Genomic DNA, 23279 nt, shown 5'->3' on the forward strand with positions numbered 1-23279 from the left:
GGAGCGAACGTGAGCAACGACCGACTGGCCGCACTCTCCGCGGCCGGAGTCTCCATCTGGCTCGACGACCTGTCCCGCGAACGGCTGACCTCGGGCAACCTGGCCGAGCTCATCGAGGACAAGCACGTCGTCGGGGTCACCACCAACCCGACGATCTTCGCGGGCGCGCTGTCCGACGGCGCCGCCTACGACGCGCAGGTCCGCGAGCTCGCCGCCCGGGGCGCCGACGTCGACACCGCGATCCGCGAGATCACCGTCGCCGACGTGCAGCAGGCCTGCGACGTGTTCTCCGGCGTCTTCGAGCGCACCGGCGGCGTCGACGGCCGGGTCTCCCTGGAGGTGGACCCGCGGCTGGCGCACGACACCGAGGGCACCGCCGCCCAGGCGAGCGAGCTGTCCAAGGCCGTCGACCGGCCGAACCTGCTGGTGAAGATCCCGGCGACCGAGGAGGGCCTGCCGGCCATCACCCGGGCGACCGCCGAGGGCATCAGCGTGAACGTGACGCTGATCTTCTCCGTCGAGCGCTACAAGCTCGTGATGGACGCCTACCTGACCGGCCTGGAGCAGGCCCTGGAGAACGGCCAGGACCTGTCCCGGATCCACTCGGTCGGCTCGTTCTTCGTGTCCCGTGTGGACTCCGAGATCGACAAGCGGCTCGAGGCGATCGGCGGCGAGCAGGCGCTCGGTCTGCGCGGGAAGGCGGCCGTCGCGAACTCGCGGCTGGCCTACGCCGCCTACCGCGACGCGTTCTCCGGCGCCCGCTGGGACGCCCTCGCCGCGAAGGGTGCGCACGCCCAGCGCCCGCTGTGGGCCTCGACCGGGGTGAAGAACCCCGACTACCCGGACACGCTGTACGTGTCCGAGCTGGTCGTGGACAACACCGTCAACACGATGCCGGAGAAGACCCTGCTGGCCTTCGCCGACCACGGCGAGGTGAACGGGGACAAGGTCACCGACACCGCCGGGGCGTCCCAGCAGGTCTTCACCGACCTGGAGGGCCAGGGCATCGACCTCGACGACGTGTTCCTCACCCTGGAGAACGAGGGCGTCGAGAAGTTCGAGAAGTCCTGGACCGAGCTGCAGGACACCGTCCGCGGCCAGCTCGACTCCGCGAAGTAGTTGGACGAGGTCACTCCCGGTGGCGACGGGGCCGACCTCGGCTCCGCCGCCACCGGCGGCCCGGCCGTACCCGCACCCTCCCCGGTGCGGGTGCGGCTCGCCGGTGAGCCGTTCGCCGGGGCGGCCCGGCGGATCGCCGCCGAGCTGGCCGGCGACACCGTCGCCTCCCGGCTCGCCGACGGCGACCCCAGCGTCTGGGGGCCCCGCGCGGCGGGTGCCCCGCCCCGCACCGGCTGGGCCGGGCTCGCCACCCGCAGCCGGCCACTCGTCGGCCAGGTCGCCGCGCTGCGCGAGCGGTTCGCCGTCGCCGGTGCGCACCGGGTGCTGCTCGTCGGCACGCCCGACGCGGTCGCCGCGGCCCGGGTGGTCGCCGGGACCGCCCCGGACGGGACCCGGCTGACCGCGCTGGACTCCGCGGACCCCGTGCAGGTCGCGGAGGCGCTGTCCGGGGAGCTCGCCGAGACCGTCCTCGTCGTCGCCGACGCGGCGGGCACCGACCCGGTGGTCGCGGCCGTCACCCGGGTGGTCGCCGCCGCGATCGCCGAGGAGGTCGGCGCACAGGCACTCGCCGCGCGCACCGTGCACCTGACCGAGCCCGGCTCGCCGCTGGACGTCCCCGCCGACCCCGGTCCGGTCGTGGTCACCCTCGACGCCGACGTGCCCGGCCGTTTCGGCGTACTGGGACCGCTCGGGCTGGTCCCCGCGGGGCTCGCCGGAGCGGACGTGCCCGCCGTCCTGGGCGACGCCGTCGCCGCCGAGCGCGCACTGGCCGCCGACGACCCGGACAACCCGGCGCTGCTGCTGGCCGGTGCGCTCGTCGCGGGCCGCGGCTCGCTGCTCGCCCTGCGCGACGTCGAGCGCTCCCCCGCCCTGACCGGCTGGCTGGCCCCGCTGCTCACCGCCGCCGGGCTCACCGTCGTGCCGGTGCCGCCCGACGAGCCGGTCGGCGCGGGCCCCGGCCCCCGCGAGCCCACCGCTCCCGCGGGCGTCGTGGACGTGCACGCCGACGGCACCGGGCCGCGGCCAGGGCCGGGCCACGGCGCGGTGCGGCTCGACGCCGGACCGGGGGCCGCGGTCGTGCTGTGGCAGGCCGCCGCGGCGCTGGCCGGGCGGGTGCTCGACACCGACCCGTTCGCGCCCGCCCCACCCGCGCCCGCCGACGGCACCGACCCCGCGCCGTCGTTCGTCGACGGCGGGATCGCGGTGCACGCCGGGGACTGGCTGCCGGCCGGCACCCGCACCGTCGCCGGTGCGCTCGACGCGCTGGCCGCCGTCGCCGACGGGGCCCCGGCGGTCGTCTCGGCCTGGCTGGACCCGGAGTCCGACGCCTCGGTCTCGGTGCTGCGCGGGCCACTGGTGGCCCGGCTCGGGCTACCCGTCGCGTTCGGCTGGGCCCCGGCCTGCCGCAGCGGCGACACCGGTGCACCGGACGTCGCGGTGCACTGTCACCTGACCGGGGACGGACCCGGCGGTGATCTTCCGGGATCCGTCGGCGCGGGCGCCTCGCCGCCCGGCCCGGGACTGGATAGCCTGCACGCGGCACAGGCCCGGGCGGTCATCGACGACCAGCGACGCCGGGGACGTCCGGTGCTGCGGCTGCACCTGACCGACCGGCTCGCCGGGCTGGTCACCCTGGCCAGGGCCGTCACATCGACAGAGCCGTGACCCGGTGTCCCGATCACGAGAACACCAGTACTAGGAGGGGCGATGCCCACCGCGAACGGCGGACGGACCAACCCGCTGCGCGACCCCCGTGACAAGCGGCTCCCCCGGATCGCCGGCCCCTGCGGACTGGTGATCTTCGGAGTGACGGGGGACCTGTCACGCAAGAAGCTCATGCCCGCGATCTACGACCTCGCCAACCGGGGGCTGCTGCCGCCGGGCTTCGCCCTGACCGGTTTCGCCCGGCGCGACTGGGACAACGAGGACTTCGGCCAGGTCGTCTACGAGGCCGTGCGCGAGCACGCCCGCACCCCGTTCCGGCAGGAGGTGTGGGACCACCTCGCCGAGGGGCTGCGGTTCGTCCAGGGCTCCTTCGACGACGACGCCGCCTTCGACGAGCTGGAGCGCACCGTGCGCGAGCTCGACGAGAAGCGCGGCACCGGCGGCAACCACGCGTTCTACCTGTCGATCCCGCCGGGCGCGTTCCCGGTGGTCTGCAAGCAGCTCGCCCGCTCCGGACTGTCCGCCCAGGAGGACCCGGACGTCTGGCGGCGGGTCGTCATCGAGAAGCCGTTCGGCCACGACCTGACCTCGGCCATCGAGCTCAACGCCATCGTCAACGACGTCTTCCCCGAGGACTCGGTGTTCCGCATCGACCACTACCTCGGCAAGGAGACCGTCCAGAACGTGCTGGCGCTGCGGTTCGCCAACCAGCTGTTCGAGCCGATCTGGAACGCCAACTACGTCGACCACGTCCAGATCACCATGGCCGAGGACATCGGCCTGGGCGGTCGCGCCGGCTACTACGACGGCATCGGCGCGGCCCGCGACGTCATCCAGAACCACCTGCTGCAGCTGCTCGCGTTCACCGCGATGGAGGAGCCGACGTCGTTCTCCTCCGACGAGCTGCGCGCGGAGAAGATCAAGGTCCTCAAGGCGGTCAAGCTCGCGCACCCGCTCGACGCCACCACCGCCCGCGGCCAGTACGAGGGCGGCTGGCAGGGCGGCGAGCAGGTGCCGGGGCTGAAGGAGGAGGAGGGCTTCAACCCGGAGTCCACCACGGAGACCTTCGCCGCGATCACCTGCGAGGTCGAGAACCGCCGCTGGGCCGGGGTGCCGTTCTACCTGCGCACCGGCAAGCGCCTGGGCCGGCGCGTCACCGAGATCGCGGTGGTGTTCAAGCGTGCGCCGCACCTGCCGTTCGACGCGACGATGACCGAGGAGCTGGGGCAGAACGCCCTGGTCATCCGGGTGCAGCCGGACGAGGGCGTCACCATGCGGTTCGGGTCGAAGGTGCCGGGCAGCCAGATGGAGGTCCGCGACGTCACGATGGACTTCGGCTACGGCAACGCGTTCACCGAGGCGTCCCCGGAGGCCTACGAGCGCCTCATCCTCGACGTGCTGCTCGGCGAGCCGTCGCTGTTCCCGGTGAACGAGGAGGTCGAGCGGTCGTGGGAGATCCTGGACCCGGTGCTGGAGCACTGGGCCGCCGACGAGCGCGGCCCGGACTCCTACCCCGCGGGGTCCTGGGGTCCGACCTCGGCCGAGGAGATGCTCGCCCGCACCGGACGCCACTGGAGGCGGCCGTGAGCGGACCGACGGCAGTCGCGGAGAAGACGGAGACCCCATCGTGATCATCGATCTCCCGTCGAGCACCACCTCGGCGGTCAACCGCAAGCTCGTCGAGCTCCGCGAGTCCGGCGGCGTGTTCGCGCTGGGCCGGGTGCTGACCCTGGTCGTGCTGACCGAGGACGGCCCGGAGCTGGAGCGGGCCGTGGACGCCGCGAACACGGCCAGCCGCGAGCACCCCTGCCGGGTGATCGTGCTGGCCCGCGGGCAGCGCCGGGCCTCGCCGCGGCTCGACGCCCAGATCCGGGTCGGCGGCGACGCCGGCGCCAGCGAGGTCATCGTGCTCCGCGGCTACGGCCCCCTGGCCGACGCGGACGCCGGCGCCGGGATGGTCATGCCGCTGCTGCTGCCCGACGCGCCGGTCGTCGCGTGGTGGCCGAACGAGGCACCGGCCTCGCCGTCGGAGGACGCGGTGGGCCGCCTCGCGCAGCGCCGCATCACCGACGCGCTCTCGGCGAAGAACCCGGTGAAGGCCTTCGAGGCACGCCGCAAGGACTACGCCCCGGGCGACACCGACCTGACCTGGACCCGCCTCACCCAGTGGCGGGCCCAGCTGGCCGCGGCGCTGGACGTGCCGCCGTTCGAGGGCATCACGTCGGCGGTCGTCGCCGGGGAGGCGGTGTCGCCGTCCACCGAGCTGATCGCGGGCTGGCTCGCCGCGTGCCTGGGCGTGAAGGTGAAGCGTTCGCCGTCGGAGAAGGACAACGGGCTCGCCCTGGTCCGGCTGACGCGCCCCTCCGGTGACGTCGAGCTGGCCCGCCCGGACGGCAAGACCGCCCGGCTGAGCCAGCCCGGGCAGCCGGAGCGCCTCATCGCGCTGGCGCGCCGGCAGGTGTCGGACTGCCTCGCCGAGGAGCTGCGCAGGCTCGACCCGGACGAGGTGTACGCCGAGGCCCTCGCCGGGGTGTCGAAGGTGACCCGCGGCCGCACCCCGCTGAAGGTGCGCGCGTGAGCGCCACGTCGCAGGTCCGGGTCGCGGTGCACCCGGACAAGGACACCCTCGCCGCGGCGACCGCGGCCCGGCTGGTCACCGCGCTGGTGGATCTGCAGGCCGCGGGCACCGTGCCACGGCTGGTGCTCACCGGCGGCGGGGTCGGGATCGCGCTGTTGCGCGACGTCGCCGCCTCCCCGGCGCGCGACGCCGTCGACTGGGACCGGGTGGAGCTGTTCTGGGGCGACGAGCGCTTCGTCCCCGCCGACGACCCCGAGCGCAACGACCGCCAGGCCCGCGAGGCGCTGCTCGACGCGCTCCCGCTGGACCCGGCCCGGGTGCACCCGATGCCCGCGGCCCCGCCCGGCGGCGGCACCCGCGAGGACGCGCTGGCCGCCGCGGCCGACTACGCGCGGCTGCTCGACGACCTGGCGGGCCCCGACGACGACGGCATCCCGGCGTTCGACGTGACCCTGGTCGGGATGGGCGAGGAGGGCCACACCCTGTCGGTGTTCCCCGACTCCCCCGCCGTGCACGAGCAGGCGGCGACGGTCGTCGCGGTGTTCGACTGCCCGAAGCCGCCGCCGACCCGGATCTCGCTGACCCTGGCCGCGGCGCGCCGCTCCCGCGAGGTGTGGGTGGTCGCCGCCGGGTCGGGCAAGGCACCGGCCGTCGCGGGTGCGCTCACCGGCACACCGGAGACCGAGCTGCCGGTCGGCGGGGCCCGCGGCACCGTCACGACCCGCTGGCTGCTCGACACCGAGGCGGCCGCGGAGCTGCCCGACGGGTTCGTCGCCCGGGTGTCCTGACCACCGCCCGGGCGCGGATGTGAGATGCCGCGCCCGGGCGGGGTGCCGCAGGTGGACCTGCGGTTAGGGTCCCCGTCATGCGTATCGGCACCCCGCTCGGCCCGGACCCCACCCGCGTGCTGCTGCTCGGCTCGGGTGAGCTGGGCAAGGAGGTCGCGATCGCGTTCCAGCGCCTGGGTGTGGAGGTCGTCGCCGTCGACCGCTACCCGCACGCACCCGCGCACCAGGTGGCGCACCGCTGGCACGCGATCGACATGACCGACCCGGTGACGCTGGCGACGCTCATCGAGCAGGAGGCGCCCGATCTCGTCATCCCCGAGATCGAGGCCATCGCCACCGGTGCGCTGCTGGAGATCGAGGCGGCCGGGACGACCGTGGTGCCGACGGCACGGGCCGCGAAGCTGACCATGGACCGCGAGGGCATCCGGCGCCTCGCCGCCGAGGAGCTGGGGCTGCCCACCTCCCCCTACGTCTTCGCCGACACTCTCGACGAGGTCCGCGACGCCGTCGCCACGGTCGGGCTGCCGTGCGTGCTCAAGCCGGTGATGTCGTCGTCGGGCAAGGGGCAGTCGGTCCTGAAGAGCGCCGACGACGCCGAGGCCGCCTGGGAGCAGGCCCGCACCGGCGCCCGGGTGTCGAACCCGCGGGTGATCGTCGAGGGCTTCGTCGAGTTCGACTACGAAATCACCCAGCTCACCGTCCGGCACGCCGGCGGCACCGCGTTCTGCGAGCCGATCGGGCACCGCCAGGAGTCCGGCGACTACGTCGAGTCCTGGCAGCCCCAGCCCATGTCCGACGCCGCGCTGGCCGCCGCCCGCGACGTCTCCGCCCGGATCACCGAGGCACTCGGTGGGTGGGGGCTGTTCGGGGTGGAGCTGTTCGTCCGGGAGGGCCGCGACGGGAGCGGGGACACCGTGCTGTTCTCCGAGGTCAGCCCGCGCCCGCACGACACCGGCCTGGTCACCCTGGCGACCCAGCGGCTCTCGGAGTTCGAGCTGCACGCCCGCGCCGTGCTGGGCCTGCCGGTGGACACCGCACTGCGCTCCCCGGGTGCGTCGGCGGTGGTCTACGGCGGCAAGGACATGGACGCCCCCGCCTACGAGGGCGTCGCCGAGGCGCTCGCGGTCGAGGGGGCGGACCTGCGGCTGTTCGGCAAGCCCACCGCGACCGAGCGGCGCCGGATGGGCGTCGCGGTCGCCCACGCCGACGACGTCGACACCGCCCGGGAGCGCGCGACCCGCGCCGCCGGTCACGTCCGGCCGGTGCCGCGGGGCTGACGGCGGGTCCCCGCCGTCGCCCTGGGGAGGGGCCACCGCGGGTAGCCTGGCGGGGTGGCTCGGACCGGAGTCGTCGTGGCCGGCGCCGGGGCGCGCGGGGCCTACGAGGCGGGTGCGCTGACCGAGCTCCTTCCGCGGATGGCAAGGACGTGGTCGGCGCCGTCGGTGCTGGTCGGCACGAGCGCGGGTGCGCTGAACGTGGCCGCGCTCGCCGGGCTGGCCGATGTCGCCCCGGACGCCGCGGCCGCCGAGCTCGTCGCCCGCTGGTCCTCGGTGCGCACCGACGAGGTGGTGGCGCTGCCGTCGTCGGCGGTGGAGGCGACCGCGGCCTACCTCGGTGACCTCGCCGGGGTCCCGTCGTGGCTGCGCAGGCTGCTGCTGGTGCCGGACCGAGTGACCCGGCTCCTGGACGCCGACCGGCTGCGCCCGGTGGTGGACCGGGTCGTCGACTGGGACCGGCTGCACGACGCCGTCGCCCGCGGCCGGGTCGACGCCGTCGGCGTGGCGTGCACCGCGGCCGGGACCGGCGGGACCACGGTGTTCGTCGAACGTGGGCCGGACGTGGCGCTGCCGCCATACGACCCGGGGCGCGACATCCGCTACGTCGACGCCCGGCTGGGCCCCGACCACCTGCTCGCCTCGGCCGCGGTGCCGGTGCTGTTCGCCCCGCGCCGCATCGAGGGGGAGGCGGCCGGCTGGTACCTCGACGGCGGGGTCCGGCTCAACACCCCGCTGAAGCCCGCGCTGCGCCTGGGCGCCGACCGGGTCGGGGTCGTCGCGACGACACCCGACGTGCCGTTCGGCGCGTCCGCCGCAGCGCTGTCCCCCCGCCGACCGGGTGCCCGACGTGTACGCGGTCGCCGCGCTGGCGCTGCGCATCGTGCTGGGCGCCGGGGTGACCGAGGACCTGCGGACCCTGCGCGCGGTCAACGCGCTGGTCGAGCGCGGCGAGGACCGGCGGCACCGCCGGATCGCGACCTGGTTCGCCGGGCCGCCCGCCGACCGGGCCACCGAGCTGGCGGAGCTGGCCGACGCGGTGCGCCGCCGCGAGTACGGCGGGCTGCGCGCGCTGCGGAACCCGTCGCTGGCCGTGCTGGAACGGCTGGTCGGCGGCGCGGTGCCGGACGCCGACACCACCCACGGCGCGGAGCTGCTCAGCTTCCTGTTCTTCGACCCGGCGTTCGCCGCCGCGGCGGCGGAGCTGGGTGCGGCGCACGCGGCGGGCACCGCACCCGCGGGCGGGGTCGCGCGTCGCCGGACGGCCCGCCCGGCGACGCGCTGACCGGCTCAGACGGCGTCGCTGCCGCGTTCGCCCGTGCGGACCCGCACGATGGTCTCGACCGGCTGCACCCAGATCTTCCCGTCGCCGATCTTGCCCGTGCGCGCCGCCTCGGCGACGGCGTCGACGACCTTGTCGACGAGGTCGTCGTCGACGACGGTCTCGATGCGCACCTTGGGCACGTAGTCCACCGAGTACTCCGCGCCGCGGTAGATCTCGGTGTGCCCCTTCTGCCTGCCGTGCCCGCGGACCTCCCCGACGGTCAGCCCGAGCACGCCGAGGCGTTCGAGCGTGGCGCGGACGTCCTCCAGCGCGAACGGCTTGACGATGGCGGTCACGAGCTTCATCGGGTCTCCCCCACGGGTTCGCGGGTGGCCGGCGTCGCGGGGCGCGAGGCCCCGGCGAGCGCGCGGGTGCCCAGCGACGAGAAGTCGTAGGCGGTCTCGGCGTGCTCGGTCTCGTCGATGCCGGTGGCCTCGTTCTCCTCGTCGATGCGGAACCCGATGGTCACCTTGATCAGGTAACCGAGGACCAGCGCGACGACGAAGGAGTACAGCAGCACGGCGCCCGCGGCGAGTGCCTGACGGCCCAGCTGGACCAATCCACCGCCGTAGAACAGGCCGTTGTCGCCGGCGGCGGCGGAGTTGACGCTGTTGTCGCCGAAGAAGCCGATGAGCAGGGTGCCCACGATGCCGCCGACGAGGTGGACGCCGACGACGTCGAGGGAGTCGTCGAGGCCGAACCGGAACTTCAGCCCGACGGCCAGCGCGCACACCGCACCGGCAATGAGCCCGATGGCCAGCGCCCCGACCGGCCGCACGAACCCGCAGGCCGGGGTGATCGCGACCAGCCCGGCGACGGCCCCCGAGGCCGCACCGAGGGTGGTGGGACGCCCGTCGCGGAACTGCTCCACGAGCAGCCACCCGATCAGCGCGGTGGCGGTGGCGAGCATGGTGTTGGTGAACGCCGTCGCGGCGAGGTCACCGGCGGCGAGCGCGGAACCGGCGTTGAAGCCGAACCACCCGAACCACAGCAGCGCCATGCCCAGCAGCACGAAGGGCAGGTTGTGCGGGCGCATCGGCTCGCGCGGCCAGCCGCGCCGCTTGCCGAGCACGATCGCCAGCGCGAGCGCCGCGGCACCGGCGTTGATGTGCACCGCGGTGCCGCCGGCGAAGTCCTCGGCCTTGAGGGTGTTGGCGATCCAGCCGCCGACGTTGTCCGGGCCGGTGAACCCGTCGAAGGCGAACACCCAGTGCGCGACCGGGAAGTACACGATGGTCACCCAGAGCACGACGAAGGCGGTCCAGCCCCAGAACTTCGTGCGGTCCGCGACGGCGCCGGAGATCAGGGCCGGGGTGATGACCGCGAACATGAGCTGGAACATCACGAACGCCAGCGCGGGCAGAGCGTCGGGCCCCGGCCACGGGGCCGAGTCGCTGCCGACGCCGACCATCGCGCCGACGGTGTTCGCCAGCCCGGCGAACTCGCCGCCGCCGAGGAGGCCGCCGCCCACGTCGTTGCCGAAGGCCCAGCTGTAGCCGTACAGCGCCCACAGGACGCTGACCACGGCCAGACAGATGGTGCTCATCATCAGCATGTTGAGCACGGACTTGCTGCGGGTCATCCCGCCGTAGAAGAACGCCAGTCCCGGCGTCATCAACATCACCAGCGCGGCGCTGACCAGCACCCACGCGGTGTCTCCCGCATTCACGCCCACGCGTCCTCCGTCGTCGCAGTTCCCCGACCCCGGCAGGGATCGTTCGCCCGCGGTGTTTCGTGGAGCAACCATGCGTGGTTTCCGATGGGTGTCGGGTCCGGGCACCCGGCGCGGGGCACGCAGACGCCGCCCATGCGACACACGGCACCGACGGCACGGACCGGACCGGGGGCAGGACCGGACCGATGAGTTCCGGCGCGGGGTGCGGTCTCCCCCTTACGGCGGCGGCCCCGGCCCGGGGCCGCACCATCGAGGGAGACCGTCATGACCGCCATCCGCACCGAGTCCGCGTCCACCACCGCCCGTCCCCGCCGGCCGCGCGCCGTCACCGTGGGCCTGTGGGTGCTGCAGGTGCTGCTCGCCGGGATCTTCGTCATGGCCGCCGTGCCGAAGATCGGAGCCGATCCGGTCGCGGTCGCCGGCTTCGACCTGCTGGGGCTGGGGACGGCCGGGATGGTCGTCGTCGGGTGGCTGGAGCTGGCGGGCGCGGTGGCGCTGCTCGTCCCGCGGCTGTGCGGGCTCGCCGCGGCCTGCCAGGTGGTGCTGATGGTGGGGGCCACCGCGGTCACCGTGGTGCTGATGCCCGCGATGGTCGCCTTCCCGGCGCTGACCCTGGTGGCGGTGTGCGTGGTCGCGTGGGCCCGCCGCCACGACACCGCGGCCCTGGTCGGTGGCCTGCGCCGCTGACCGCCCGCACGGTGACGGCCCGGCACTCCCGCCACGGGGGTGCCGGGCCGTCGTCACGTGCCCGGGGGCTCAGCCCATCTCGTCGAGCCGGCCGTGGGTGTAGTCGTCGTAGGCGGCGAGGTCGAGGAAGCCGTGGCCGCAGTAGTTGAAGAGGATCACCTTCTCCTCCCCGGTCTCCTTCGCGGCGAGCGCCTCGTCGACGGTGGCGGCGATGGCGTGCCCGCACTCCGGCGCCGGGATCTTGCCCTCGGCGCGCGCGAACTGGATGGCGGCCTCGAACACCTTGCCCTGCGGGTAGGCGACGGCCTCCATCCGCTCGTCCTTGACCAGCGACGACACCAGCGGCGAGTCACCGTGGTAGCGCAGACCGCCGGCGTGGATCGACGGCGGCACGAAGTCGTGGCCCAGGGTGTACATCGGCATGAGCGGGGTGAGACCCGCGGTGTCGCCGAAGTCGTAGTCGTAGCGGCCCTGGGTCAGCGTCGGGCAGGACAGCGGCTCGACGGCGAGCAGCCGCACGCCGGGGTCCGGCACGAACGGGAAGGAGATGCCGCCCAGGTTGGACCCGCCGCCGCAGGGCGCGATGACGACGTCGGGCAGCCGCTCCCCCGCCAGCGCCAGCTGTTCCTTGGCCTCCAGACCGATCACGGTCTGGTGGAGCAGCACGTGGTTGAGCACCGAGCCGAGTGCGTAGTGGGTGTCGGAGCGGCCGACGCAGTCGCGGACCGCGTCGGAGATGGCCGAGCCCAGTGAGCCGGGCTGGTCGGGCTCGTCGACCGGGGACGGCACGACCTCCCCGCCCCAGGTCTCGATCGCGATCCGCCGGTAGGGCTTCTGCCCGTAGGACGCTCGCACCATGTAGACCTTCAGGTCCAGGTCGAACTGGGCGGACGCGAACGCCAGCGCGGTCCCCCACTGGCCGGCGCCGGTCTCGGTGGTGAGCCGGGTGGTGCCCTCCCGGGCGTTGTAGAACGCCTGGGCCACCGCCGTGTTCGTCTTGTGGCTGCCCGAGGGCGAGATCGACTCGTCCTTGAAGTAGATGCGCGCCGGGGTGCCCAGCGCCTTCTCCAGGCGGGTCGCGCGGACCAGCGGCGTGGGCCGCCAGAGCCTCAGGATGTCGAGGACCTCACCGGGGACGTCGATCCACGGCTCCGCGCTGGCCTCCTGCTCGATCAGGGCGGCCGGGAACAGCGGAGCCAGGTCGTCCGGGACCACCGGCTCTCGGGTCCCGGGGTGCAGGGGCGGCTGCGGCGGCGTCGGCAGGTGCGGCACGACGTTGAACCACGCCGAGGGGATCCGGTCCGGGGGCAGCGTCCAGCGGCTCATGACCACCGAATCTAACCGGAACGTGTGCCCGGTCACGACCCGGGCGGGCCGCGGGTTCGGGGTCAGAGCTCCCGGGACGCCCGCAGCCGGCCGAGGGCCTCCTCGAGGATGGCCTCCCCGTCGGCGTCGCTGCGCCGCTCCTTCACGTACGCCAGGTGCGTCTTGTACGGCTCGGTGCGGGGCGCGGCGGGCGGGTTCTCCGCGTCGCGCCCGCCCGGCAGCCCGCAGCGCGGGCAGTCCCAGGTCTCGGGGACCTCGGCCTCCGCGGCGAACCAGGTGTTGTTGACGTGCCCGTTCGCGCAGTAGAAGGGGATGCGCTCGCGCGGGGCGGTCTCGCCCCGCTCGTTCTCGCCCATCGGGCCCGCACCGACCCGGGTACCGCGGATCGCGTTGCCGCCTGCCATGCCCCGCTCCCTCTCGTCCGTCCGACCGTCAGCCGGTGGCCAGCAGCAGGCCGTTGCCGACCACCGCGATGAGCCAGATGAGGCCGACGAAGACCGTGTAGCGAGCGATGTTGCGGTCCGCCGCCGCCGAGCCGGACAGGCTCGACTGCACGCCGCCACCGAAGAGGCTGGTCAGACCACCACCCTTGCTGCGCTGCAGCAGGACCATCGCGATCAGCAGGAGGCTGGTCACGATCAGGATGATCTGGAGGGTCAGGATCACGTGCGCTTCCCCATCAGTGGTCGCTCGCCGGAGTGGCCGAGAATACTCCAGCGGCCCCGGCCCCCTCACGAGGGGACCGGGGCCGCGGTGGTCGTGCCGGTGCTAGTGGTTGCCGGTCACGGGAGCGGGCCGCCCGCGGCGATCGCCGAGAGCTTCGCGAACTCCTCGGCGTCCAGGCTGGCCCCGCCGACGAGGGCGCCGTCGACATCGGGCCGGGCCACGATCTCGCCCACGTTCGACGACTTCACCGAGCCGCCGTAGAGGATGCGGACGCCGCCGGCCACCTCGTCGGAGTACAGCTCGGCCAGCGTCGCGCGCAGCGAGGCGCAGACCTCCTGCGCGTCGGCCGGACCCGCCACCTTGCCGGTGCCGATCGCCCAGACCGGCTCGTAGGCGAGCACGATCCCGGCGGCCTGCTCCGCGGTGACGCCCTTCAGCGCCGCGCGCAGCTGCTCGGTGCAGTGCTGCACGTGGGTGCCGGCCTCGCGGACGTCCAGGCCCTCGCCGACGCACAGGATCGGGGTGAGCCCGTGCTTGAGCGCGGCGTGCACCTTGGCGTTGACGACGGCGTCGTCCTCGCCGTGGATCTCGCGGCGCTCGGAGTGCCCGACGACGACGTAGGTGCAGCCCAGCTTGGCCAGCATGACCCCCGACACGTCACCGGTGTAGGCACCGGAGTCGTGCGGGGACAGGTCCTGGGCCCCGTGCACGAGGCGCAGCTTGTCCCCGTCGATCAGCGTCTGCACGCTGCGGATGTCGGTGAACGGCGGCAGGACGGCGACCTCGACCTTGTCGAGGTAGCGGTCGGGCAGGGCGAAGGCGAGCTTCTGCACCACCGCGATGGCCTCGAGGTGGTGGAGGTTCATCTTCCAGTTGCCGGCGATCAGCGGCTTGCGGGTGGCCATCAGGCGTTCTCCTCCAGCACGGCGACACCCGGCAGGGTCGCGCCCTCCAGGAACTCCAGGGACGCGCCGCCCCCGGTGGAGATGTGGGAGAAGGCGTCCTCGGCGATGCCGAGCGCCCGGACCGCGGCGGCGGAGTCCCCGCCACCGACGACGGAGAAGGCGTCGCCGTCCGCGATCGCCTGCGCCACGCCGCGGGTGCCCTCGGCGAACGGCGCCAGCTCGAACACGCCCATCGGGCCGTTCCAGAAGATCGTCTTCGCGTCGGCGATGCGGGCCGCGAACTCCCGCACCGAGTCGGGCCCGATGTCCAGGCCCATCCAGCCGTCGGCGATCTCCTCGACCGACACCGTCTTCGTGTTCGCGTCCGCGGAGAACGCGTCGGCGACGACGACGTCGGTCGGCAGGACGATCTTGCCGGACTCCAGCAGCGTCCGGCAGACCTCGACCTGGTCGGCCTCCAGCAGCGAGGACCCGACGCCGTGGCCCCGGGCGGCCAGGAACGTAAAGCACATCCCGCCGCCCACGAGCAGGGTGTCGACCTTGGGCAGCAGCGCCTCGATCACGGCGAGCTTGTCCGAGACCTTCGAGCCGCCGAGCACGACCGCGTACGGTCGCTCCGGGTTCCCGGTCAGGGTGCGGAGCACCTCGACCTCGGACAGGACGAGCCCGCCGGCGTAGGGGTCGAGCCGCTGGGCGACGTCGTAGACCGACGCCTGCTTGCGGTGCACCACGCCGAACCCGTCGGACACGAACGCCGCGTCCTCGCCGACCAGGGCGACGAGCTCGTCGGCGAACGCGCCGCGCTCGGCGTCGTCCTTGCTGGTCTCTCGGGCGTCGAACCGGATGTTCTCCAGCAGTACGACGTCACCGGCGGCCATCGACGGTAGCGGCGTGCCGAGCTGCACCAGGCGCACCGGGGCGCCGAGCAGCTCGCCGAGCCGCTGCGCGACCGGGGCCAGCGAGAGCTTCTCGTCCGGCCCGTTCTTCGGACGGCCGAGGTGCGCGGTGACGACGACCCGGGCGCCGCCCTCGTAGAGGGCGTTGATCGTCGGCACGGACGCGCGGATGCGGCCGTCGTCGGTGATGTTCCGGTCGTCGTCGAGGGGAACGTTCAGATCGCTGCGGACCAGGACGGTCCGGCCCTGCACGCCCTCGGCGACGAGGTCGTCGAGGGTCCTCACAGCTTCGACGCCACCAGACCGGTGATGTCGACGAGCCGGTTGGAGTAGCCCCACTCGTTGTCGTACCAGCCGACGACCTTGACCTGGTTGCCGATGACCTTGGTCAGACCGGCGTCGAAGATCGTCGAGTGCGGGTCGGTCACGATGTCGGAGGAGACGATCGGGTCCTCGGTGTACTTGAGGATGCCCTTGAGCGGGCCCTCGGCGGCCGCCTTGAACGCCGCGTTGATCTCCTCGACCGACGCCTCCTTGCGGACGTCGACGGTCAGGTCGGTGGCCGAGCCGGTGGGGATCGGCACCCGCAGCGCGTAGCCGTCGAGCTTGCCCTTGAGGTGCGGCATGACCAGCGAGATCGCCTTCGCCGCACCGGTGGAGGTGGGGACGACGTTGAGGGCGGCGGCGCGGGCGCGGCGCAGGTCCTTGTGCGGGCCGTCCTGCAGGTTCTGGTCCTGGGTGTAGGCGTGGATCGTGGTCATCAGACCCTTCTCGATCCCGAGCAGGTCGTCGAGGACCTTCGCCAGCGGGGCGAGGCAGTTCGTGGTGCAGGACGCGTTGGAGATGATCGTCTGCGAACCGTCGTAGTCGCCGTCGTTGACGCCCTTGACGATGGTGATGTCCTCGTCGGTCGCCGGGGCGGAGATGACGACCTTCTTGGCGCCGCCGTCGAGGTGCTTGGCCGCGGCCTCGCGCTTGGTGAAGATGCCGGTCGACTCGACGACGACGTCGACGCCCAGGTCCTTCCAGGGCAGCTCGGCGGGGTCGCGGACGGCCAGGCCCTTGAAGCCCTTGCCGTCGACGACGATCTCGTCGCCGGAGGTGCTGACCTCGTAGGGCAGGCGCCCGAGGATCGAGTCGTACTTCAGCAGGTGCGCGAGGGTCGCGTTGTCGGTGATGTCGTTCACCGCGACGATCTCGATGTCCGTGGTGCCGGCGGCGCGCTGGGCGTCCACCGCCCGCCAGAAGTTCCGGCCGATGCGGCCGAAGCCGTTGACTCCTACGCGGACCGTCACAGATGCCTCCAGGGCTCGTCGTGCCTGTCGTCTTCTCCCCCGGCCCGCCGGGTCCCGGCGGTGGGGTGTGGCAGGTCGATCGCGGGTCGACACCCGTGCGGGCGCCGGCGCGTGCCGTGCTCGGCAGCCACCCTATCGGCGCATCGGCCGTCGCGACGCCCGTAGGGCCCGTGACCTGCGCCGCGCTCCGCGGTCGGGCACGGTCGGAGCGCTCCGGACGGTCCCCGGTGTGGGGACGGACCGGTACCGGCCGGTATCCGGACACCCGGCGGCCCCGTGCCCGGGCGGGTCACGGGGCCGTCGGGTGGGTGCTCAGGCCAGGCGGAGCAGGCGGCGCCAGCCCGGACGGGTGTCGGGGACCTCGGCGGCGGCGCGCTCGTCGTCGGAGAAGCCCTCGACCGGCTCGTGCGGGCGCCCGGCACGGGCCCGGGTCACGAACGCCGACGCCGCGGACAGCGCGGCGGTCACGCCGGCGGCCCCCGGGCCTGCGGTGATGGTCGCGGTGGCCGGCACGCCGAACCGCTCGGCACCGTCGCCCGCGGGGCGCTCGGCGACGGCGACGGCGGCGTCCCCGCCCTCGCCCCGGTTCTCCTCGGACGCGGCCGCCCGGGCACCGGCGGTGGCCGGGATCGTGCCGGTGGTCACGTCGACCAGCACGAACTCCCAGGCGTAGGTGTTCTGCTGGTGGACGATGCGCTCGCGGACCGCGGAGGTGTCGCCCACGGCGCCCTCCCCGACGAGCAGGACGACGACCCGCTCGGGGCGGTCGGCCTCGTCGCGGGCGGCGAGCTCGTCGCCGACGGCGCCGAGCAGCCGGGCCGCGCCGCCGCGCAGGTCCGGGCCGCCCAGCGGGCGGAGCTTCGCGGGCAGTGCGGTCCGGGCCTCACCGGCGCCGACCGGGACGGCGGGCGGGTGCGTGCCGTCGGGCAGCGAGCGGGTGAGGTCGTCCCCGGTGGCGACGACGACCTGCAGGTCACCGTCGTGGGCGTCCTGCTCGGCGAGCAGGTCGGCGAGACCGGAGCGCAGTGCGGGCAGGAGCGGCCGCAGCGTGCTGGATCGATCGAGATGGACGGCGAGGAGGGTGGAGCCCGGGATCGTCACGAGGGCATCATGCCCGACGCTGCGCAACCTCTCGTGACGGGGTGTGACCGGGGTCAGCGCCCGCCGCCGTCCTCCTCGAGCATCTCGGCGGTGACGGCGGACTCGGTGTCGGGGATGCCGAGCTCGGCGGCCTTCTTGTCCGCGGTCTGCAGCAGCCGCCGGATCCGGCCGGCCACCGCGTCCTTGGTCATCGGCGGGTCGGCCAGCTGGCCCAGCTCCTCCAGCGACGCCTGGGTGTGCTCGGCCCGCAGCCGGCCGGCGGCCTGCAGGTGCTCGGGCACCTCGTCGCCGAGGATCTCCAGGGCGCGGCTGACCCGGGCCGCCGCGGCGACCGCGGCCCGTGCCGAACGGCGCAGGTTCGCGTCGTCGAAGTTCGCCAGCCGGTTCGCCGTCGCCCGGACCTCGCGGCGCATCCGCCGCTCCTCCCAGGACAGCACGCTCTGGTGGGCGCCCATCCTGGTCAGCAGCGCGCCGATCGCGTCGCCGTCGCGGACGACGACCCGGTCGGCGCCGCGGACCTCGCGGGCCTTCGCCGTGACACCCAGCCTGCGTGCCGCGCCGACCAGCGCCAGCGCGGCCTCCGGGCCGGGGCAGGTGACCTCCAGGGCGGAGCTGCGGCCCGGCTCGGTCAGCGAGCCGTGCGCGAGGAACGCGCCGCGCCAGGCGGCCTCGGCGTCGGACAGGTCACCGGAGACCACGGGCGGCGGCAGCCCGCGCACCGGGCGGCCCCGGTTGTCGAGCAGCCCGGTCTGGCGGGCGAGCCCCTCGCCGTCGCGGATCACCCGGATCACGTAGCGGGCGCTGCGGCGCAGCCCGCCCGCGGTGATCACGTGCGCGTCGGCGGTGTGGCCGTAGAGCTCGTGGATCTCGCGGCGCAGCCGGCGGGCGACCGAGCCGGTGCCGACCTCGGCCTCGATCACCACCCGGCCGCCCACGATGTGCAGGCCGCCCGCGAAGCGGAGCAACGAGGCGACCTCCGCACGCCGCGACGACTGCTTGGTGACGGTGAGCCGGCTCAGCTCGTCCTTCACCGTGGCGGTCATGGCCATCGGGAGCTCCTTCCACGCTGCGGGCTGTCGTGCTGCGGGCTGTCGTGGGTGCCGTTCTCCGCCGGGATCCGGCCGGGGGCCAGAGCACCGAACACGTCGACGAGTGCCCCGGCCAGTGCGTCCGGGTCGTGACGTGGGGTCGACGCCCGGGCGTCGGCGACGGCGGCCGACCACACCCGCCCGCCGGGGACCAGCAGGTCGGCGGCGGCCGCGTCCAGCCGGTCCGGCAGGCTCACCGACCCGGCGTCGGCCAGGACGGCGTGCACCCGCAGCCCGGGAGCGTGCCCGGACAGTACTTCAAGGTGCTGTTCGGGGGAGAAGCCGGCGGTCTCCCCCGGCTCGGGGGCCAGGTTGAGCAGCACGACCCGGGCCGCCACGGTCTCCAGCAGTGCCGCACGCAGCTCCGGCACCAGCAGGTGCGGGAGCACGCTGGTGAACCACGAGCCGGGTCCGAGCAGCACGACGTCGGCGTCGCGCACCGCACGCACGGCCTCGTCGCAGGCCGGCGGGCTCTCGGGCCGCAGCCAGACCCGGCGCACCCGGCCGGGGGTGGCGGCGACGGCGACCTGGCCCCGGATCAGGTGGGCACCGTCCACGCCGTCCAGCGCGACCTCCGCCTCGATGTCCAGCGGCACCCGGGCCATCGGCAGCACCCGCCCGGCACAGCCCATCAGCTCGCCGACGGTCGCCAGCGCCCGCACCGGGTCGCCGTCGCGCTCCAGCAGCCCGGCGAGGAGCAGGTTGCCCACCGCGTGCCCGGCCAGGGCGCCGGTCCCGCCGAAGCGGTGCTGGACCAGCCCGGACCAGAAGCGGCCCCGCTCGTCGTCACCGGCGAGGGCGGCCAGCGCCATCCGCAGGTCGCCGGGCGGGAGCAGACCGAGCTCGCGGCGCAGCCGCCCGGAGGAACCGCCGTCGTCGGCGACGGTGACCACGGCGGTGATGTCGGTGACCGGCGGGCACCGACGCAGCGCGGTCAGCGTGGCGTGCAGGCCGTGCCCGCCGCCGAGCGCGACCACCCGCAGTCCCCCGCCGTGCTCGGGCGGGCGTGGGCTCACTCGCGCCCCATGTCGCGGTGCTCGACGTTGACCTGGATGCCCTCGCGGTCGGCGAGCCGTCGGCCGATCTCCTCCGAGATCGCGACCGAGCGGTGCTTGCCGCCGGTGCAGCCGACGGCCACGGTCAGGTAGCGCTTGCCCTCGCGCCGGTACCCGGCCCCGACCAGGTCGAGCAGCTCCAGGTAGCGGTCGACGAACTCCTCCGCGCCCTCCTGGGACAGCACGTAGTCGCTGACCTCCCGGTCGCGGCCGGTGAACGGGCGCAGCTCGGGGATCCAGTGCGGGTTGGGCAGGAACCGCACGTCGACGACGAGGTCGGAGTCCAGCGGCAGGCCGTACTTGTAGCCGAACGACAGCACCGTCACCCGGGTCGCGGCGTGCGCGCTCTCCTGGGCGAACGAGCCCTCGATCCGGGTGCGCAGGTCGTGCACCGACAGGTTCGAGGTGTCGACGACGAGGTCGGCGTCCTCGCGCAGCGGGCGCAGCACCTCGCGCTCGGCGTTGAGCCCGTCGGTGATGCGTCCGGCGCCCTGCAGGGGATGCGAGCGGCGGTTCTGCTCGAAGCGGCGCACCAGCACCGCGTCGGAGGCCTCCAGGAACAGCAGCTTCGGCCGGTAGCCGCGGCCGTCGAGGTCCTTGATCACGGCGCCGAGGTCGTCGGTGAACGCACGCGAGCGCACGTCCATCACCACCGCGATCCGGGCCACCTCGCCCCGGGCCCGCGACCCGAGCTCGACCATCGTGGCGATCAGCTCGGGCGGCAGGTTGTCCACCACGAACCAGCCCAGGTCCTCCAGGACCTTCGCCGCGGTGCTGCGCCCGGCCCCCGACAGGCCGCTGACCACCGCGACCTCGATCCCCGGGCCCGCGGCCGCCTCGCCGTTGTCCTCGGTCATGCCTTCTCCCCCTCGGTTCCGGCGTGCAGGGCCGCGACCACGGACTCGGCGGTCCGGCGACCGAAGCCGGGCACGCCGGCGATCTCGTCGACGTCGGCGGCGCGCAGCTTGCGCACCGACCCGAAGTGCTTGAGCAGCGCCTGTCTGCGGGCCGGGCCGAGCCCGGGGACCCCGTCGAGCGCGGACGCCGTCATGCCCTGCGAACGACGCTGGCGGTGATAGGTGATGGCGAACCGGTGCGCCTCGTCCCGGATGCGCTGCAGCAGGTAGAGCCCCTCGCTGGTCCGGGACAGGATCACCGGGTCGGTGTCGTCGGGCAGCCAGACCTCCTCGAGGCGCTTGGCGAGCCCGCACACCGCGACGTCGGTGATGCCCAGCGCGGCGAGCTCCGCCGCGGCCGCGTCGACCTGCGGCTTCGCCCCGTCGACGACGAGCAGGTTCGGCGGGTAGGCGAACTTCTTGGGCCGGCCGGTCTCGGGGTCGATCCCGGTGCGGACGGTGTCGCCCGGCGCGACCTCGCCGGAGCCCTCGGTGGGCGCGGGCTCGTCGGCCGTCTCGGCCAGGTAGCGGCGGAACCGGCGCCGCACCACCTCGGCGATCGAGGCGACGTCGCCCTCCGCCGCGGCGTCGCGGATCTCGAAGCGGCGGTACTCGGACTTGCGGGGCAGCCCGTCCTCGAAGACCACCAGCGAGGCGACGACGTTCGTGCCCTGCACGTGGCTGATGTCGATGCACTCGATGCGCAGCGGGGCCTGGTCGAGCTCCAGGTTCTCCTGGATCTCCTGCAGGGCGGCCGAGCGGGCGGTGAGGTCCCCCGCGCGGCGCAGCTTGTGCTGGGCGAACGCCTCCTTCGCGTTGCGTGCGACGGTCGCGGCGAGGTCCCGCTTGTCGCCGCGCTGCGGCACCCGGATCTGCACCCTGGACCCGCGCAGCCCGGTCAGCCAGCGCTCCAGCGCGGGCGTCTCGGCGGGCAGCACCGGGACCAGGATCTCCTTGGGCACCGGCTGGGCGGCGTCGTCGGCGGCGCCGGCGAGTGCGTGCTGCTCGCCGTAGAACTGGGAGACGAACCGCTCCACGAGCTGCTCGGTGTCGGTGGGCTCGACCTTGTCGACGACCCAGCCGCGCTGGCCGCGGACCCGACCGCCGCGGACGTGGAAGACCTGGACCGCGGCCTCCAGCTCGTCCTCGGCGAAGGCGACGACGTCGGCGTCGGTGCCGTCACCCAGCACCACGGCCTGCTTCTCCAGGGCGCGGCGCAGGGCGCCGAGGTCGTCGCGCAGCCGGGCGGCGCGCTCGAACTCGAGGTTCTCCGAGGCCTCGGCCATGTCGCGTTCGAGCCGGCGCACCATCCGGTCGGTGCGCCCGGACAGGAACTCGGAGAAGTTCTCGACGATCTCCCGGTGCTCGTCCGCGCTGACCTTGCCCACGCACGGGGCGGAGCACTTGTCGATGTAGCCGAGCAGGCAGGGCCGCCCGATCTGGCCGTGCCGCTTGAACACCCCCGTCGAGCAGGTGCGCGCGGGGAAGACCCGCAGCAGCAGGTCGAGGGTCTCGCGGATGGCCCAGGCGTGGGCGTACGGGCCGAAGTAGCGCACGCCCTTGCGACGCGGGCCGCGGTAGACGTGCAGCCGCGGGTACTCCTCGTGCATCGTCACGGCGAGCACGGGATAGCTCTTGTCGTCGCGGTAGCGGACGTTGAACCGCGGGTCGTATTCCTTGATCCAGTTGTACTCGAGTTGGAGGGCCTCGACCTCGGTCCCGACGACCGTCCACTCCACCTTCGACGCGGTGGTGACCATCTGCCGGGTGCGCGGGTGCAGACCGGACAGGTCGGCGAAGTAGGAGTTCAGCCGCTGCCGCAGGCTCTTGGCCTTGCCGACGTAGATCACCCGGCCGCGCGGGTCGGAGAAGCGGTACACCCCGGGCGACTCCGGGATCGTCCCGGTCGCCGGACGGTAGGTGCTGGGGTCGGCCATGGTGACTCCCAGGGTAGTTGCGGGCACCGACAGTCCCGGTCCGGCCCCGGTCTCGGCGCGGGCCCCGGACGAGGTGTAGGGACGCGTGTCGACCGGGGACCTCGCGCGGCGCCGCCGGAACTGTCGGTAGGGTCCGGTACACCTCGCCCTCGAACACGAGTTCGACCCTACCGAGCCCGAGGAGACCGCCGTGGCCACCGCGCAGGAGACCGGCCCCCGCACCGACACCGGCACCGAGATCGGCACCGCACCGGGTGAGCAGGTGCCCGGGGCCCGGCTGGACCGGATCCGGAAGCTGCTGGCGAAAGCGGAGCGGGCCGGCACGCCGGACGAGGCCGAGATCTACACCGACAAGGCGTTCGCGCTCATGGCGCGGCACGGGATCGACGAGGCGCTGCTGGCCGCGGCACCCGGCGCCGGGGCGCGGGCCGATCCGATCGGCCGGAGCCGGATCACCGTCGACAACCCCTACAGCGGGGCGAAGGCCCGGCTGCTGGGGTGGACGGCGTCGGCGCTGCGGTGCCGCTGGGTGATGCACGACCAGCGGGGCGGCTCGGTCGCCGCGGTCACCGTGTTCGGGTTCGCCTCGGACCGGGAGCGGGTGGAGCTGCTGTACACGTCGCTGCTGCTGCAGGCCACGGCCGCGCTGGCCGCGGTCCGCCCGCCGGACCCCGGCGAGTCGGTGGCGGCCTACCGGCGGTCCTGGATCTACGGCTTCGCGGGCCGGGTGTACGAGCGGCTGTGCGCGGCCGAGCGCTCGGCACTGGGCGAGACCGAGGCGGAGACCGGGCGGGCGGCGGCGTCGACCGAGCTGGTGCTGGCCGACCGGGGCGCCGAGGTGGACCGCGCCTACGACGCCGAGTTCGGCAGGCTGCGTCGCGCCCGCCGCCCGCAGGTGTCGGGCAGCGGGTTCCGGCACGGGGCCGCCGCGGCCGACCGGGCCGACCTGGGCGGCCCGGTCCTGGACCACCGGGCCGCGGCGCCGGGCATCGGCGCCTGAGCCG

22 protein-coding genes and 1 pseudogene are annotated in these 23279 nt (G+C 74.3%); 10 read left to right on the forward strand and 13 right to left on the reverse strand.

Going from position 1 to position 23279, the window contains the following annotated elements:
* Positions 1-9 precede the first annotated feature (9 nt).
* From tal to Ae717Ps2_RS38255, 8 genes and pseudogenes are all read left to right on the forward strand, one after another.
* A complete protein-coding gene (tal, locus tag Ae717Ps2_RS13900) occupies positions 10-1119 on the forward strand; it encodes a transaldolase (RefSeq protein WP_043280211.1) in 1110 nt (369 codons plus the stop codon).
* Complete coding sequence (locus tag Ae717Ps2_RS36105) at positions 1120-2784, forward strand: hypothetical protein (protein WP_075306127.1); 1665 nt, start codon at positions 1120-1122, stop codon at positions 2782-2784.
* Positions 2785-2826: 42 nt separating this feature from the next.
* On the forward strand, positions 2827-4371 hold the full coding sequence (zwf, locus tag Ae717Ps2_RS13910) for a glucose-6-phosphate dehydrogenase (RefSeq protein ID WP_020626160.1): 1545 nt from the start codon (positions 2827-2829) through the stop codon (positions 4369-4371).
* A gap of 40 nt (positions 4372-4411) precedes the next feature.
* Entirely contained in the window at positions 4412-5362 is a 951-nt protein-coding gene (gene opcA / locus Ae717Ps2_RS13915; protein ID WP_075306125.1) for a glucose-6-phosphate dehydrogenase assembly protein OpcA, read from the forward strand.
* Positions 5359-6150, forward strand: a complete 792-nt coding sequence (gene pgl / locus Ae717Ps2_RS13920) for a 6-phosphogluconolactonase (RefSeq protein WP_075306123.1) — start codon at positions 5359-5361, stop codon at positions 6148-6150. Before opcA ends, pgl begins: the two co-directional genes overlap by 4 nt.
* A gap of 77 nt (positions 6151-6227) precedes the next feature.
* Entirely contained in the window at positions 6228-7427 is a 1200-nt protein-coding gene (purT, locus tag Ae717Ps2_RS13925) for a formate-dependent phosphoribosylglycinamide formyltransferase (RefSeq protein ID WP_075306121.1), read from the forward strand.
* 75 nt (positions 7428-7502) lie between these two features.
* Positions 7503-8114: pseudogene (locus Ae717Ps2_RS40345) on the forward strand (patatin-like phospholipase family protein); the annotation flags it as partial.
* A gap of 151 nt (positions 8115-8265) precedes the next feature.
* Complete coding sequence (locus Ae717Ps2_RS38255; RefSeq protein ID WP_233147555.1) at positions 8266-8709, forward strand: hypothetical protein; 444 nt, start codon at positions 8266-8268, stop codon at positions 8707-8709.
* Between the two features lie 5 nt (positions 8710-8714).
* Here Ae717Ps2_RS38255 and Ae717Ps2_RS13935 read toward each other — a convergent pair whose 3' ends face one another.
* On the reverse strand, positions 8715-9053 hold the full coding sequence (locus Ae717Ps2_RS13935) for a P-II family nitrogen regulator (protein WP_075306119.1): 339 nt from the start codon (positions 9051-9053) through the stop codon (positions 8715-8717).
* On the reverse strand, positions 9050-10369 hold the full coding sequence (locus tag Ae717Ps2_RS13940; protein ID WP_051050460.1) for an ammonium transporter: 1320 nt from the start codon (positions 10367-10369) through the stop codon (positions 9050-9052). The genes Ae717Ps2_RS13935 and Ae717Ps2_RS13940 overlap by 4 nt, the downstream gene beginning before the upstream one ends.
* A 318-nt stretch (positions 10370-10687) precedes the next feature.
* Here Ae717Ps2_RS13940 and Ae717Ps2_RS13945 point away from each other — a divergent pair, with 318 nt between their 5' ends.
* Positions 10688-11110: a DoxX family protein gene (locus Ae717Ps2_RS13945; RefSeq protein ID WP_075306117.1), complete on the forward strand. Its 423-nt coding sequence runs from the start codon at positions 10688-10690 to the stop codon at positions 11108-11110.
* A 69-nt stretch (positions 11111-11179) separates the two neighbouring features.
* Here the strand turns inward: Ae717Ps2_RS13945 and Ae717Ps2_RS13950 are convergent, their stop codons facing one another.
* From Ae717Ps2_RS13950 to uvrC, 11 genes are all read right to left on the reverse strand, one after another.
* Positions 11180-12436 carry a TrpB-like pyridoxal phosphate-dependent enzyme gene (locus Ae717Ps2_RS13950; protein ID WP_075306115.1) on the reverse strand — a complete coding sequence of 419 codons (1257 nt, stop codon included), beginning with the start codon at positions 12434-12436 and terminating at the stop codon, positions 11180-11182.
* A gap of 62 nt (positions 12437-12498) precedes the next feature.
* The gene (locus tag Ae717Ps2_RS13955; RefSeq protein ID WP_020627702.1) at positions 12499-12840 is read right to left on the reverse strand and encodes an RNA polymerase-binding protein RbpA; all 342 of its coding nucleotides are present in this window, start codon (positions 12838-12840) and stop codon (positions 12499-12501) included.
* Positions 12841-12868: 28 nt separating this feature from the next.
* Entirely contained in the window at positions 12869-13102 is a 234-nt protein-coding gene (gene secG / locus Ae717Ps2_RS13960; RefSeq protein WP_020627703.1) for a preprotein translocase subunit SecG, read from the reverse strand.
* Between the two features lie 116 nt (positions 13103-13218).
* Positions 13219-14007, reverse strand: coding sequence for a triose-phosphate isomerase (tpiA, locus tag Ae717Ps2_RS13965; RefSeq protein ID WP_075333477.1), 789 nt, complete (start codon positions 14005-14007; stop codon positions 13219-13221).
* Positions 14007-15188 carry a phosphoglycerate kinase gene (gene pgk, locus Ae717Ps2_RS13970; protein WP_075306113.1) on the reverse strand — a complete coding sequence of 394 codons (1182 nt, stop codon included), beginning with the start codon at positions 15186-15188 and terminating at the stop codon, positions 14007-14009. The genes tpiA and pgk overlap by 1 nt, the downstream gene beginning before the upstream one ends.
* Positions 15185-16198: a type I glyceraldehyde-3-phosphate dehydrogenase gene (gene gap / locus Ae717Ps2_RS13975; RefSeq protein WP_020627706.1), complete on the reverse strand. Its 1014-nt coding sequence runs from the start codon at positions 16196-16198 to the stop codon at positions 15185-15187. The genes pgk and gap overlap by 4 nt, the downstream gene beginning before the upstream one ends.
* 312 nt (positions 16199-16510) lie before the next feature.
* The gene (locus tag Ae717Ps2_RS13980; protein ID WP_075306109.1) at positions 16511-17299 is read right to left on the reverse strand and encodes a hypothetical protein; all 789 of its coding nucleotides are present in this window, start codon (positions 17297-17299) and stop codon (positions 16511-16513) included.
* Between the two features lie 53 nt (positions 17300-17352).
* Positions 17353-18348 carry a DNA-binding protein WhiA gene (gene whiA, locus Ae717Ps2_RS13985; RefSeq protein WP_075333478.1) on the reverse strand — a complete coding sequence of 332 codons (996 nt, stop codon included), beginning with the start codon at positions 18346-18348 and terminating at the stop codon, positions 17353-17355.
* Positions 18339-19370 carry a uridine diphosphate-N-acetylglucosamine-binding protein YvcK gene (yvcK, locus tag Ae717Ps2_RS13990; RefSeq protein WP_083696365.1) on the reverse strand — a complete coding sequence of 344 codons (1032 nt, stop codon included), beginning with the start codon at positions 19368-19370 and terminating at the stop codon, positions 18339-18341. Before yvcK ends, whiA begins: the two co-directional genes overlap by 10 nt.
* Before the next feature lie 29 nt (positions 19371-19399).
* Positions 19400-20299, reverse strand: a complete 900-nt coding sequence (gene rapZ / locus Ae717Ps2_RS13995; RefSeq protein ID WP_020626127.1) for an RNase adapter RapZ — start codon at positions 20297-20299, stop codon at positions 19400-19402.
* A complete protein-coding gene (gene uvrC, locus Ae717Ps2_RS14000; RefSeq protein ID WP_020626128.1) occupies positions 20296-22275 on the reverse strand; it encodes an excinuclease ABC subunit UvrC in 1980 nt (659 codons plus the stop codon). The genes rapZ and uvrC overlap by 4 nt, the downstream gene beginning before the upstream one ends.
* Before the next feature lie 190 nt (positions 22276-22465).
* Here uvrC and Ae717Ps2_RS14005 point away from each other — a divergent pair, with 190 nt between their 5' ends.
* The gene (locus Ae717Ps2_RS14005) at positions 22466-23275 is read left to right on the forward strand and encodes a DUF2786 domain-containing protein (RefSeq protein WP_337819502.1); all 810 of its coding nucleotides are present in this window, start codon (positions 22466-22468) and stop codon (positions 23273-23275) included.
* Positions 23276-23279: the final 4 nt, after the last annotated feature.

Origin of the sequence: Pseudonocardia sp. Ae717_Ps2 (assembly GCF_001932475.1) — a bacterium.
In the GTDB taxonomy this organism is placed as follows: domain Bacteria; phylum Actinomycetota; class Actinomycetes; order Mycobacteriales; family Pseudonocardiaceae; genus Pseudonocardia.

Bases quoted from the DNA above. Each gene is read 5' to 3' on its own strand.
- rapZ (WP_020626127.1), bottom strand. From the start codon at position 20,299: ATGACCGAGGACAACGGCGAGGCGGCCGCGGGCCCGGGGATCGAGGTC.
- Ae717Ps2_RS13955 (WP_020627702.1), bottom strand. From the start codon at position 12,840: ATGGCAGGCGGCAACGCGATCCGCGGTACCCGGGTCGGTGCGGGCCCG.
- Ae717Ps2_RS13935 (WP_075306119.1), bottom strand. From the start codon at position 9,053: ATGAAGCTCGTGACCGCCATCGTCAAGCCGTTCGCGCTGGAGGACGTC.
- tpiA (WP_075333477.1), bottom strand. From the start codon at position 14,007: ATGGCCACCCGCAAGCCGCTGATCGCCGGCAACTGGAAGATGAACCTC.
- Ae717Ps2_RS13940 (WP_051050460.1), bottom strand. From the start codon at position 10,369: ATGTTGATGACGCCGGGACTGGCGTTCTTCTACGGCGGGATGACCCGC.
- zwf (WP_020626160.1), top strand. From the start codon at position 2,827: ATGCCCACCGCGAACGGCGGACGGACCAACCCGCTGCGCGACCCCCGT.
- purT (WP_075306121.1), top strand. From the start codon at position 6,228: ATGCGTATCGGCACCCCGCTCGGCCCGGACCCCACCCGCGTGCTGCTG.
- whiA (WP_075333478.1), bottom strand. From the start codon at position 18,348: ATGGCCATGACCGCCACGGTGAAGGACGAGCTGAGCCGGCTCACCGTC.
- Ae717Ps2_RS13950 (WP_075306115.1), bottom strand. From the start codon at position 12,436: ATGAGCCGCTGGACGCTGCCCCCGGACCGGATCCCCTCGGCGTGGTTC.
- uvrC (WP_020626128.1), bottom strand. From the start codon at position 22,275: ATGGCCGACCCCAGCACCTACCGTCCGGCGACCGGGACGATCCCGGAG.
- Ae717Ps2_RS13945 (WP_075306117.1), top strand. From the start codon at position 10,688: ATGACCGCCATCCGCACCGAGTCCGCGTCCACCACCGCCCGTCCCCGC.